This is a genomic window from Brevundimonas sp. (assembly GCF_046295075.1).
In the GTDB taxonomy this organism is placed as follows: Bacteria; Pseudomonadota; Alphaproteobacteria; order Caulobacterales; family Caulobacteraceae; genus Brevundimonas.
On record NZ_JBKBOC010000004.1, the window covers coordinates 57,747 to 70,279 of the forward strand.

Here is a 12,533-nt window from a genome sequence, read left to right on the forward strand (position 1 = left end):
TCGGCTGAGAAATTGAAAACGCCCGGTTGGTCTCCAGCCGGGCGTTTTTTGTTGTGTGGCGGGTGGGTCAGGCCGCCTTGGCGATGACCTTGTTGCGGCCGGCGGCCTTGGCCTCATAGACGCCTTCGTCGGCGCGTTTCAGCAGGCCCTCGGGCGTGTCGCCGTCGCCGGTTGTGGCGGATACGCCGATCGAGATGGTGATGGTGATCTGTTCCTTGCCACCCATGACCCGGAACGGGGCGGAGGCGACATCACGGCGAATCCGTTCAGCGACGCGGCCGGCGTCTTCCAGGCTGGCGCCCGGCATAACGACCACGAACTCCTCGCCGCCCATCCGGCACGGCAGATCGACGGCGCGGACGTTGGTGGCCAGGCGCACGGCGAACTCGACCAGAACCTCGTCCCCGGCGTCATGGCCGAAGCTGTCGTTGACGGACTTGAAGTGGTCGATGTCCAGCACCAGCGCCGCGACCTGGGCTCCGCCCTGGGCTGCGCGTCCGACCAGCGCCTGCAGCTGGCTGGTCATGTAGCGACGATTGTGCAGGCCGGTCAGGGCGTCGGTGACGGCCATCTCCATGCTGCTGTCCAGCTTCTGGCGCAGGAAGTCGGTATAGCGTTTACGTCTGATCTGGGTGCGCACGCGCGCCGATAGTTCCTCGGTGTCGATGGGACGCGGCAGGATGTCGGCGGCGCCCAGTTCCAGCGCCTTGACCATGCGGGGCCGCTCGGCCGGCTCCACCACCGCCAGGATCGGTGCGCGGCGTGCGTCGCCCGACTTGGCCTGGGCCACGATCCGCAGGCCGTCGAAGCCGGCGGCGGCGACATTGACGATGATCAGATCCAGGGCGCCCTTGGCCGCGACCAGCGCCGCCTCGGGATCGGATTCGATGGTGACGCGGTGTTCGCCGCTCAGCTCGGCCGCCATCTTCTCGGCCTGGCGAAGATCGTCGTCGACGATCAGAACGCGGCCGCCCTCGCTGCGAAGCCGCGCGGCTTTGTCCGAATCGACGCCCAGGCGCCGACCGCTTTCCTCGCGCTCGCGCAGTTCGTCCATGACGTGCTTCAGCCGGGTCAGCGACTTGACCCGCGCGAACAGGATCACGTCGTCGATGGGCTTGGTCAGGAAGTCGTCGGCGCCGGCTTCCAGCCCCCGAATGCGGTCCTGGCGGCCGTCCAGCGCGGTGACCAGCACGACGGGGATATGACGCGTCTCGGCCTGGGCCTTCAGCCGGCGACAGGTCTCGAACCCGTCCATGCCCGGCATCATGACGTCCAGCAGGATCAGGTCCGGCTGGTGCTCGGCGGCGATGGCCAGGGCCGTCGCGCCGTCGTTGCAGCTCAGCACGTCATAATATTCGATGGTCAGCTTGGCTTCGAGCAGGCGGACGTTCACGTCCACGTCGTCGACGACGAGGATCCGGGCGCTCATCCGAGGTGCTGCCGGATGGTTTCGAGGAAATGCATCACCGAGATGGGCTTGGAGATATAGGCCTCGCACCCGCCTTGGCGGATTCGCTCCTCGTCGCCCTTCATCGCAAAGGCGGTCACGGCGATGACGGGGATGTGGCTCAGCTCTTCGTCGTCCTTGAGCCACTTGGTGACTTCCAGGCCCGAGATTTCCGGCAGCTGGATATCCATCAGGATCAGATCGGGATGATGGGCGCGCGCCAGGGCCAACGCCTGCAACCCTTCACGGGTTTGCAGCGTCTCGTAGCCCTGGGAATCGAGCAGATCATGAAAAAGCTTCATGTTCAGCTCGTTATCCTCGACGATGAGGACTTTCTTGGACATCATCACCTGACCTGCGCGACCCTGAACGCGGGACGCCTCGTTGGTCGCATTCGTAGGCGCCCAGTCTTAAGTTGGGGTGAAGCCAACCTTACGGAGACCTTAAGCGTGGCCATCAAGGCCATCTGTCGCGACTGCCTGTGGACCGGCGCCGGCCCCGCCGGGCCGCCCGAGCGCCGCTGTCCGGCGTGCGGGTCGCGGCGCATCGTCGCCGACCCCGAGCTGGACCAGCTGTCCATCGCCCACATGGACTGCGACGCCTTCTACGCCTCGGTAGAGAAGCGCGACCGGCCGGAGCTGCGCGACAAGCCGGTGATCGTCGGCGGCGGCAAGCGCGGGGTCGTCTCCACCGCCTGCTATATCGCACGCCAGTACGGCGTCGGCAGCGCCATGCCGATGTTCAAGGCGCTGAAGGCCTGTCCCGAGGCGGTGGTCATCAAGCCCGACTTCACCAAATACGTCTTCGAATCGCAACGTATCCTCGGCGCGCTCGGCCGGCTGACGCCGCTGATACAGCCGTTGTCGCTGGACGAGGCCTGGGTGGATCTGTCGGGCACCGAGCGGTTGAACGGCGGGCCGCCGGCGTTTCAGCTGATTCGCTTCCAGAAACAGATCGAGGACGAGACCGGCCTGACCGTCTCCATCGGCCTGGCGCCCAACCGCTTCCTGGCCAAGATGGCGTCCGAGATGGACAAGCCGCGGGGCTTTTCGGTCGTGGGCGCCGCCAACGCCCAGGCCCTGCTGGCGCCGCGCCTCGTCACCACCCTGCCCGGCGTCGGGCCGGTGTTCGGCAAGGCGCTGCGCAGCGACGGCTACGCCCTGATCGGCGACCTGGCCCGGGCGGACGTGCGCGACCTGGTCAAACGCTACGGCGAGTCGGGCCTCCGCCTGTACGAGCTGGCCCACGCCCGCGACGCCCGCGCCGTGAACCCCGAACGCGACCGCAAGGGGATGAGCGCCGAGACCACCTTCAACGAAGACCTGACCTCGGCCGAGGCGCTGGAGGCCGAGTTGTGGCCCCTGTGCGAGAAGCTGGCGTCAAAGGCGCGCCGCGACGGCGTCGCCAGCCGGGTTCTGGTGCTGAAACTGCGTCGTTCGGACTTCAAGATCATCACCCGCCGCATCACCCTGCCCGACCCGGTCCAGACGGCGCGCGCCCTGTTCGCCGCCGGGCGAGACCTGCTGAAACCGGAACTGGGCCCGTCCTATCGCCTGATCGGCATCGGCATGGCCGACGTCCAGGACGCCGAGGACGCGCCCGCCGGCCTGTTCCAGACCTCCGAGACCCGCGCCCTGAAGACCGAACGCGCCATCGACAAGCTACGCGAGAAGTTCGGCAAGGACGCCGTGGTGGCGGGGCGCGCGCTGAAGCCGTAGGAAGCGCCATGGACCTCGCCAAACGCGCCTATGACCACGGCTTTCGCCTGGACCCCATCGTCCGCAGCCTGCTGGATACCGACTTCTACAAGCTGCTGATGCTGCAGATGATCTGGCGCGAGCATCGCAACGTGCCGGTCGTCTTCCAGGTCATCAACCGCACGAGCTGCGTCCGCCTGGCGGACGAGATCGACATCGGCGCCCTGCGCGAACAGCTGGATCACGCCCTCACCCTGCGTTTCACCAACAAGGAACTGATCTGGCTGGCGGGCAACAGCTTCTATGGGGTGAAGCAGATCTTCTCGCCCGACTTCATCGCCTGGCTGACCGACTATCGACTGCCCGACTACGACCTGTCGGTTCAGGAGGGTCAATATGTGCTGAGTTTCTCAGGCGCCTGGGCCGAGGTGACGCTGTGGGAGATCCCGGCGCTGGCGATCCTGAATGAGTTGCGCTGCCGTGTCGGCATGCGGCGGCTGGGACGGTTCGAGCTGGACATCCTGTATTCGCGCGCCAAGACCCGTCTATGGTCCAAGGTCGAGCGGCTGCGCACCTTGCGAGACCTGGCCCTGTCCGACTTCGGCACGCGGCGGCGGCACGGCTTCCTGTGGCAACGTTGGTGCATTCAGGCGCTGAAGGAAGGGCTGGGGTCGTCCTTCATCGGCACGTCCAATGTGCTGCATGCGATGGAGAACGACCTGGAGGCCATCGGCACCAATGGGCACGAACTGCCTATGGTCATGGCGGCGCTGGCGTCCGACGATGCGGCGCTGGCCCAGGTTCCCTATGCCGTGCTGGACGAGTGGCGCAGGCATTATGCGGGCAATCTGCTGATCGTCCTGCCCGACGCCTTCGGCACAGAGGCCTTCCTGGAGCAGGCCCCCGATTGGGTGGCGGACTGGACCGGCTTCCGGCCAGACTCCGCCCCGCCCATTGCAGCCGGAGACCGCCTGATCGACTGGTGGCGCGCCCACGGCCGCGACCCGAAGGAGAAGCTGCTGATCTTCTCGGACGGCATGGACATCGACGGCATCGAAGCCGCCCACGCCCATTTCCACGGCCGCGCCCGCCTCAGCTTCGGCTGGGGCACCAATCTGACCAACGATTTCCGCGACTGCTCGCCCGCCTTCGCGCCAGAGTTGGAGCCGATATCCCTGGTCTGCAAGGTGGTCGAGGCCGGCGGCCGGCCCGCCGTCAAACTGTCGGACAACCCGGAAAAGGCGGTCGGCGACCCGGCCGAGATCGAACGCTATCGCCGCGTCTTCGGCGTGCGCGGCCTGACCGCTCAACCCGTCACGGTCTGAAACCCGCCCTTAAGCCCGTTCGGCCATAAGGACGGGATGAACGCCTTTCTCGACAAGATGCGTCGCCGCGCCGGCCGATATTTCGATGTCCGTCCCGCCACGGTCCAGCCCGTGCGCGGCGTCCTCAGCCTGTCGTTCGACGACATCCCGGCATCGGCCTGGACAGAGGCGGGGCCGATCCTGGCCCAGCACGGGGTCAAGGCGACCTACTATGTCTGCGGCGGCCTGGCGGGCGGTCGCAATCTGGACCTGCCGCAGTTCGAGGTGGAGCATCTGCAGGCGCTGCATGAGGCGGGTCACGAGGTCGGCTGCCACACCTATGAACACGTCTCGACCCTGACCCTGTCGCCGGCAGAGCTGGACGCCAGCCTGGCCCGCAACGCCGCCTGGGTGGCCGAGCGGCTGGATGGGTATCAGATGCAGACCTTCGCCTATCCGTTCGGCGACTGCGCCCTGGGGTCCAAGGCGATCATCGACAAACGCTTCCTGTGCGGGCGCGGGGTGCGCGACGGCATCAACGCCGGTCGCGCCGACCGCAACCTGCTGCAGGCCATCGGCCTGGAGAGCCGTCGTCTGCCCGGCTACGACTTGGAGGCGCTGGTGGCGGAGACGGCGGCGTCCAAGGGCTGGCTGATCGCCTATGGCCACGACGTCAGCGACGCCCCGACGCCCTACGGCTGTCGCCCCGAAGACATCGACCGGCTGATCCGACTGGCCAAGGCGGCCGGGCTGGACATCCAGCCGGTCGCGGCGGCGTGGCGAGTGGCGTCAGTGTCGATGCAACCTTGACTAAATAGCAAAATAGACCTTCGATTGATCGCCTTATGGGTGTCACTTTGGAGAACGACGATGTTGAAGCAATTTCGACTGTCAGGCGCAGCTGCAATATTGGCCTTGAGCCTAGGGACCGCAGCCGCCCCCGCGCAGGCTTTTATAGACGCTCCGCTCTACAGCTATGACTACTATAGCGACGCGACTTACACGACCGTTGTCGGCAACGCGTGGGGCGTCTGCTATTCTAACTACGTCGGAACCGGACCCTTACAGGGAACCGCGTCGCAATACGTCATAGTCACTCAAGTTGGTGTCTGCCGAAACGGCGTGGCCATATACATCTAATACTTTTCCCGCGAACAGCCCCGGTTGTTCGCGGGAATCTGTATCTTTGAGAGTGTTTTTAGACTCTTGCTATCTGGCCGCCTTGCGCCGATCCGCCCAGGCGATCAGTTCCTTGCGGGGCCAGATCATCAGCCAGGATCGGGCGGTGTATTCGCCGCTGTCGATCAGCGCCTTCCTCGACGCCGAGGCGGTCGCGGCGCGTTCGGTATGGATCGGCGCCGGCCCCTGGTGGACCATGAAGGCGCCGCCGTTCAGGGGGTTGAGCCGCAGATGGGCCAGGCGCGGGCTGATCTCGGTCAGGGGCGGGTCGTAGAACCAGCTGGAGCCGATCATGCCCGCCAGTTCCGGCCGCGCGCGGCACAGCTCCGCCGCCGTCGCCCAGGCCTCGTTCCAGCCGTCCTCGTTGAAGCCCCGCAGCCAACGGCTTTCGGTGTGCACCTCCAGCCACGGCTCGCGCTTGGCGCCCGCCGCCAGATAGCGGAACAGAGGCTTGAAGCCCCAGCCGTCGCGGACGTGTTTGACGATCTGGCCCGGTCCGACCGGCGAACTCAGGTCGATCACCTGGCTCTTGGCCCCCGGCACGCTGAGCGCCAGGGTGAAGCGCACGTCCTTGGACCAGTGGTCGAAGACGTATTCGCCCTCGGCCTTGTCCAGAAACGCCGCCAGTTGTTCGATCCAGTAGGGATACAGCGCCATCACCTCGGCCGGCAGACGCATCGCCGCCGCGCGGTCGGGCAGTTGCAGCGCCCAGGCGGCGACCAGGCCCCGACGCACGTCGTCCGATGCGGCCGCGCCCAGCAGGGCGTCCACCGCCTTGGCCGGCATTTCGAAATCCCAGTGCGGCGCGGCCTCGGCGGCCTTCAGCGCGGCCGGTCCGGCGACGGCGTCCACGCGCGCCCGGTCGTCGGGGGACAGCCGCGCCAGCACGGCATGGAAGACGGCGACGTCAGGGCTCAGGTGCATATCCATGATCGGCACAATGACACGGCGCGGTTGGCGAACCTTTAAAGCCGCGCGATGGACGTGACGCCGCCCTTGCCGCGCGCTAAACCGCGCCCAGATAAAAGGAGCCCCCATGAGCATCGAAGCCCGCATCGCCGAACTCGGCCTCACCCTGCCGGAACCCGCCAAGCCGGTGGCCAGCTATGTCTCCTATGTCCGCTCGGGCAATCAGGTCACCATCTCGGGCCAGCTGTCGAACGACGCCTCGGGCGGGATCAAGGGCACGGTCGGCGTGGACGTGACGCCGGAACAGGCCACGGAGGCGGCGCGCCTGTGCGGTCTGAACCTGATCGCCCAGATCAAGGCGGCCTGCGACGGCGACCTGGACCGGGTGGTCCGCATCGTCAAACTGGGCGGCTTCGTCCAGGCCGGTGCCGACTTCATCGCCATTCCCGCCGTGATCAACGGCTGCTCGGACCTGATGGTCGAAGTCTTCGGCGATGCGGGCAAGCATGCCCGTTCGGCCGTCGGCGTCTACAAGCTGCCGCTCGGCTTCGCCGTCGAGATCGATGCGATCGTGGAGATCCGCTGATCTTTCAGATCTCGGTTCACGAAGGGATCGCCGACATCGGCCGCGAGGCCTGGGACGCGTGCGCACGGTCCACCGGCGATCCCTTCGTCTCCTATGACTTCCTGCACGCCTGCGAGGCCTCGGGCAGCGCCGCGCCGCGGCAAGGCTGGGCCCCGCGTCATCTGGCCCTGCGGGGTGACGACAACGCCGTCCTGGGCGTCATGCCCCTCTATCTGAAGGGCAACAGCCAGGGCGAATACGTCTTCGACCACAGCTGGGCCGACGCCTATGAACGGGCCGGCGGGCGCTATTACCCCAAGCTGCTCGGGGCCGTGCCCTTTACGCCCGCGACCGGCCCGCGCTTCCTGAACCACCCCGAGACCGACGCCGCCACGGTGCGTCAGGCCCTGATCCAGGGCGCGGTGACGCTGGTCGAGCGGCTGGGCGTCTCGTCCCTGCACGTCAACTTTCCAACCGAGCCGGAATGGTCGTCCATGGCCGAGGCTGGCCTGCTGCCGCGTCAGGACATCCAGTTCATCTGGCGCAACAACGGCTATCGGACCTTCGACGACTTCCTCGCCGCCCTGTCCGCCAATCGCCGCAAGACCATCAAGCGCGAACGCCGCGACGCCCAGGCCGATCTGGATATCCGCGTCCTGACCGGCGCCGACATCACCGAGGCGCACTGGGACGCCTTCTTCGCCTTCTATATGGACACCGGCTCGCGCAAATGGGGCCAGCCCTATCTGACGCGCGACTTCTTCGAGAGGATCGGCCAGACGATGGCGGATCGCATCGCCCTGGTCATGGCCTTCCGCGACCAGACGCCCATCGCCGGCGCCCTGAACTTCATCGGCCGCGACGCCTTGTACGGTCGCCAGTGGGGTACGCTGGAAGACGTGCCCTTCCTGCATTTCGAGCTTTGCTACTATCAGGCCATCGAGTTCGCGATCTCGCGGGGCCTGTCCCGCGTCGAGGCCGGCGCCCAGGGCGACCACAAGATCGCGCGCGGCTACCTGCCCTCCCCCGTCTATTCCGCCCACTTCATCGCCGACCCGGCGCTGCGCGATCCCGTGGCCCGCTATCTGGACGGCGAACGCCCGGCGATGCAGGCCGAGATGGCGGCGATGACCGAGGAATTGTCGCCCTACAAAGCCAACTGACCAAACGCATTAAATTGCGGCCAGACCTAACAACCTAGATGATCACCATATTGACTCTGAGTTGAATATCAACGTTACCTCAGTTTGCAGAACGGGGGAGATATTCAATGCACAGATCGATATCAATCGCGCTCGCCGTAGTGACTTTGGCTTGGTCGCCAAACGGGTTTGCGCAGACCACCGGACCCGTTCCGGCAGTTGAAACAGCGGAAGCCAAGCCAGACGGAAAGCCAACAGAGGACAAGTGCGAGTCCCCGCTCAAGTTCGGCTGTTTCGGGGGCTGGCAGTGGGGCGGCGCCATATCGCTCGCGATGGACTTCCCCGGCAAGGAACGCATTGCACAGGCAGAGGTGGTGAACGGTCTTGTGCGAGTAACCGATGAAGACGATGCCGACGCTCGCCTCCTGCTGGAACTCCATAACTTCATTCCATTCGGCAAGGATTCAGAATGGGGCATTGGCCCCTTCGTCGCTGTTCAGCCAGGATCAGACGAGATTATCGAATCTGTTGGTCTCGGGGTGATGATCGGACGGCGTCTTTCCAAGGACAAAGAGAGCAGTTTCAATATCGGAATCGGCGCCATCGTGGATCCGTCCGCCCAAGTCTTCGGCGACGGCGTCGTCGCCAATGAGCCGCTTCCGGCCGGAGAAACCACAATTCGGTACAAGGAAGAATCCCAATGGGGATTTCTGATCCTGACCTCGTTCACCTTCTAACAAAAAGGCCCGAGCGTCGCCGCTCGGGCCTCCTTAAGTCGATCTGACCCGATCAGGCGGTCTCTTCTTCCTCGGCCTTCGCGGGTGCGTTGGCGCTCGTGATGTCGAAGTCGATCTTGCCGTCCTTCAGCTGGACCTTGACGTGTCCGCCGCGCGTCAGACGCCCGAACAGGATGTCGTCGGCCAGCGGCTTCTTGATCGAGTCCTGGATGACCCGCGCCAGCGGACGCGCGCCATACAGTTCGTCGAAGCCGTTCTTGGCCAGCCAGTCGGCGGCTTCGTCGGTCAGTTCGATGGTGATGTTGCGATCCGCCAGCTGGGCTTCCAGCTGAAGGATGAACTTGGTCACCACCGAGCGGATCGTGTCGGCTTGCAGCGGCTTGAAGGCCACGATGGCGTCCAGGCGGTTCCTGAACTCCGGCGCGAACAGGCGCTGGATGGCCTTGTCGTCCTCGCCCTCGACCTTGCCCCGGCCGAAGCCGATGGAGGCGCGGGCGTTGTCGGCGGCCCCGGCGTTGGTGGTCATGATCAGGATGACGTTCCTGAAATCGACCTTCTTGCCGACCGCATCCGTCAGCATGCCGTTGTCCATCACCTGCAGCAGGATGTTGTAGACATCCGGGTGCGCTTTCTCGATCTCGTCCAGCAGCACCACCGAATGGGGATGCTGATCGACGGCGTCGGTCAGAAGCCCGCCCTGGTCATGGCCGACATATCCGGGAGGGGCCCCGATCAGGCGGCTGACGGTGTGGCGCTCCATATATTCCGACATGTCGAACCGCTGCATCTCAATGCCCAGGGTGGCGGCGAGTTGCTTGGCGACTTCGGTCTTGCCCACACCGGTCGGACCGCTGAACAGGAAGCTGCCGATGGGCTTGTTCGGATCGCGCAGACCCGCCCGCGCCAGCTTCATCGCCGCCGAGACCTGTTCGATGGCCTGCTCCTGGCCAAACACCGCGCGTTTCAGATCGATTTCCAGTTCGCGCAGGCTCTCGGTGTCGGACTTGGACACCGACTTGGCAGGGATGCGCGCCATCTTGGCGATGACGGCCTCGACCTCCTTCTGGCCGATGACCTTCTTGCGCTTGGATTCGACCAGCAGCATCTGGCCGGCGCCCGCCTCGTCGATCACGTCGATCGCCTTGTCCGGCAGTTTGCGGTCGGTCATGTAGCGGGCCGACAGCTCGACCGCCGTGCGGATGGCGCTGTCGGTGTAGCGGACCTTATGGTGCTGCTCATAGTAGGTCTTCAGACCCTTCAGGATCTTCACCGTATCCTCGACCGTCGGCTCGTTGACGTCGATCTTCTGGAAGCGACGCACCAGGGCGCGGTCCTTCTCGAAGTGCTGGCGATATTCCTTGTAGGTCGTCGATCCCATGCAGCGCAGCGAACCCGACGCCAGGGCCGGCTTCAGCAGGTTGGAGGCGTCCATTGCCCCACCGGAGGTCGCGCCAGCGCCGATCACCGTGTGGATCTCGTCGATGAAGAGGACCGCATTCTCGTGGTTCTCCAACTCCTTGACCACCTGCTTCAGACGTTCCTCGAAGTCGCCGCGATAGCGGGTGCCGGCCAGCAGGGCGCCCATGTCGAGCGAATAGATGGTGGCGTCCTTGAGGACGTCGGGCACTTCGCCGTTGACGATCTTGCGGGCCAGACCTTCGGCGATGGCGGTCTTGCCGACGCCGGGGTCGCCGACCAACAGCGGGTTGTTCTTGGTGCGGCGGCACAGGATCTGGATCGAACGATCAACCTCGGCCTGGCGACCGATCAGCGGATCGACCTTGCCCTGGCGAGACTTCTCGTTGAGGTCGACGCAATAGGCCTCCAGCGCCTCGCCGCCCGACTTGACGGCCGAGGCGTCCTCGGCCTCCTCGGGCGAAGAACCCTTGGCGGGACGGGCCTCGGTGGCGCCGGCCTTCTTGGCGATGCCGTGGGCGATGAAATTGACCGCGTCGTAACGCGTCATGTCCTGCTCTTGCAGGAAGTAGGCGGCGTGGCTCTCGCGCTCGGAGAAGATGGCGACCAGCACGTTGGCGCCGGACACTTCCTCGCGGCCGGACGACTGGACGTGGATCACGGCGCGCTGAATCACGCGCTGGAAGCCTGCGGTCGGCTTGGCGTCCTCGCCGTCGGCCGTGGCCAAGGCGGCGAGATCGTTATCGACATACAGGGTCAGCGCCGCTTTCAACGCAGTCAGATCGACGTTGCAGGCCTGCATCACGCCGGTCGCATCGGGATCGTCGATCAGCGCGAGCAGCAAGTGCTCAAGCGTCGCATATTCGTGCCTGCGCGCATTGGCGTACCCCACCGCGCGGTGCAGGGTTTCTTCGAGAGGACGGGAAAATGAAGGCATCGGGAGGTTCCTCTCAGTCCTTTTCCATCGTGCATTGCAGAGGGTGCTGGTGTCGGCGCGCGGTCTCGATGACCTGCGCGACCTTGGTCTCGGCGACCTCGTAGGTGAAGACGCCGCAGACGCCCACGCCATGCTGATGCACATGCAGCATGATGCGGGTGGCCTCTTCGCGGCTCTTCTGGAAGAACCGCTCCAGCACATAGACGACGAATTCCATCGGCGAATAATCGTCGTTCAGGATCAGCACCCGATAGAGCGAGGGCTTCTGAAGCTTCGGCTTTGTTTCGGTGACGGTGGCGGTACCTTGACCGCCCCCGGTATCACCGGGCCTTTGTATGGGCATTCGTATTCCGTAATCGGGGAGTCGTCTTGTCTCCAACAGATAGGGAATGATGGCCTGAATTGAAGCGGCGTCCAGTCACGGATTGCGTGAAGAGCAAACGACGGATCCAAAACGTAAAAAAGCCCCGGAGCGAACTCCGGGGCCTTCTTGATACGTAGAGGACGCCGTGGTTAGCGGGCGGCCTGGAAGGTTTCGACCGAGGCGGTGACGCGCTCGTTGATCGGCTTGATGCTGTCCTTGACCGTAGCGGTGACGATCTCGTTCGTCTTGGTCAGTTCGGCGACATAACGCTCCATCGACTTCTTGGCCCATGCGGTTTGCAGCTCGAAGAACTCCTGCACCGAGCGGGCGGTCGACAGTTCCTTGGAGGCGGCGACGCCTTCTTCCCAGGACGACTTGGCGAAGCCGAGCGCCTGTTGCGACAGGGCCTCGGCGCCCTTCTGGGCGACGGTGGCCGACTCGACCATGGCGTCCAGGTTCTTCTTGCTGTGAGCGTTCAGTTCGGCCAGCGAGGCCGTCGATTTCTCGATGCCTTCACGGAAGGCCTGGGTGCCTGCAGCCTGCATGGTCTCGGCCTGAGCCTTGACCTTGGCACCGGCCGAAGCTGCGGCAGCGGTGACTTGATCGGCGGTCTTCTTCACGGTTTCGGTGGCGTCGGCCATGGTCGTCTCTCCGGTGATGTGGCCCGAGGGGACGGGCGCTGGGCGGAAATTTCAGGCGAGGATGGTCCTCGCAGGCCCTCCTTATGCTGCAAGTGCGAAGGTTTTTCAAGCTTATTGTGCAATGCAGCATATTATCGGCGATAACCTTGGTCGTCGGGTCAAATTCCCGTTGACGAGCGGTTAACCACCACGAAA

At 64.9% G+C, this 12,533-nt stretch carries 12 protein-coding genes; 6 read left to right on the top strand and 6 right to left on the bottom strand.

Annotation, left to right across the window (positions count from 1 at the left end):
• Positions 1–67: 67 nt before the first annotated feature.
• Both ACK4MH_RS04890 and ACK4MH_RS04895 read right to left on the bottom strand, forming a co-directional pair.
• The gene (locus ACK4MH_RS04890) at positions 68–1,429 is read right to left on the bottom strand and encodes a PleD family two-component system response regulator (RefSeq protein WP_409715526.1); all 1,362 of its coding nucleotides are present in this window, start codon (positions 1,427–1,429) and stop codon (positions 68–70) included.
• Entirely contained in the window at positions 1,426–1,791 is a 366-nt protein-coding gene (locus ACK4MH_RS04895) for a response regulator (RefSeq protein WP_167762544.1), read from the bottom strand. The genes ACK4MH_RS04890 and ACK4MH_RS04895 overlap by 4 nt, the downstream gene beginning before the upstream one ends.
• A gap of 105 nt (positions 1,792–1,896) precedes the next feature.
• On the opposite strand from ACK4MH_RS04895, the gene ACK4MH_RS04900 reads away from it, so the two are divergent.
• The 3 genes from ACK4MH_RS04900 to ACK4MH_RS04910 are packed head-to-tail and all read left to right on the top strand — an operon-like array spanning position 1,897 to position 5,258.
• A complete protein-coding gene (locus ACK4MH_RS04900; RefSeq protein ID WP_409715529.1) occupies positions 1,897–3,165 on the top strand; it encodes a DNA polymerase IV in 1,269 nt (422 codons plus the stop codon).
• Positions 3,166–3,173: 8 nt separating this feature from the next.
• On the top strand, positions 3,174–4,469 hold the full coding sequence (gene pncB, locus ACK4MH_RS04905) for a nicotinate phosphoribosyltransferase (protein ID WP_409715532.1): 1,296 nt from the start codon (positions 3,174–3,176) through the stop codon (positions 4,467–4,469).
• Between the two features lie 36 nt (positions 4,470–4,505).
• Positions 4,506–5,258 (top strand): polysaccharide deacetylase family protein, encoded by a 753-nt coding sequence (locus ACK4MH_RS04910; RefSeq protein WP_409715535.1) that lies wholly within the window; start codon positions 4,506–4,508, stop codon positions 5,256–5,258.
• A gap of 399 nt (positions 5,259–5,657) precedes the next feature.
• Here the strand turns inward: ACK4MH_RS04910 and ACK4MH_RS04915 are convergent, their stop codons facing one another.
• Positions 5,658–6,557 (bottom strand): hypothetical protein, encoded by a 900-nt coding sequence (locus tag ACK4MH_RS04915; RefSeq protein WP_409715538.1) that lies wholly within the window; start codon positions 6,555–6,557, stop codon positions 5,658–5,660.
• 106 nt (positions 6,558–6,663) lie between these two features.
• Between ACK4MH_RS04915 and ACK4MH_RS04920 the strand changes: the two genes are divergently transcribed.
• The 3 genes from ACK4MH_RS04920 (at position 6,664) to ACK4MH_RS04930 (ending at position 8,980) form a co-directional block, all read left to right on the top strand.
• Positions 6,664–7,122 carry a RidA family protein gene (locus ACK4MH_RS04920; RefSeq protein ID WP_409715541.1) on the top strand — a complete coding sequence of 153 codons (459 nt, stop codon included), beginning with the start codon at positions 6,664–6,666 and terminating at the stop codon, positions 7,120–7,122.
• Complete coding sequence (locus ACK4MH_RS04925) at positions 7,119–8,264, top strand: GNAT family N-acetyltransferase (protein WP_409715927.1); 1,146 nt, start codon at positions 7,119–7,121, stop codon at positions 8,262–8,264. The genes ACK4MH_RS04920 and ACK4MH_RS04925 overlap by 4 nt, the downstream gene beginning before the upstream one ends.
• 107 nt (positions 8,265–8,371) lie before the next feature.
• Positions 8,372–8,980 carry a hypothetical protein gene (locus tag ACK4MH_RS04930; RefSeq protein WP_409715544.1) on the top strand — a complete coding sequence of 203 codons (609 nt, stop codon included), beginning with the start codon at positions 8,372–8,374 and terminating at the stop codon, positions 8,978–8,980.
• 52 nt (positions 8,981–9,032) lie between these two features.
• On the opposite strand, the gene clpA is transcribed toward ACK4MH_RS04930, so the two are convergent.
• The 3 genes from clpA to ACK4MH_RS04945 form a co-directional block, all read right to left on the bottom strand.
• Positions 9,033–11,333, bottom strand: a complete 2,301-nt coding sequence (clpA, locus tag ACK4MH_RS04935; protein WP_409715546.1) for an ATP-dependent Clp protease ATP-binding subunit ClpA — start codon at positions 11,331–11,333, stop codon at positions 9,033–9,035.
• 13 nt (positions 11,334–11,346) lie between these two features.
• The gene (gene clpS, locus ACK4MH_RS04940) at positions 11,347–11,676 is read right to left on the bottom strand and encodes an ATP-dependent Clp protease adapter ClpS (RefSeq protein WP_346495895.1); all 330 of its coding nucleotides are present in this window, start codon (positions 11,674–11,676) and stop codon (positions 11,347–11,349) included.
• 170 nt (positions 11,677–11,846) lie between these two features.
• Positions 11,847–12,338 (bottom strand): phasin family protein, encoded by a 492-nt coding sequence (locus ACK4MH_RS04945; protein ID WP_409715549.1) that lies wholly within the window; start codon positions 12,336–12,338, stop codon positions 11,847–11,849.
• Positions 12,339–12,533: the final 195 nt, after the last annotated feature.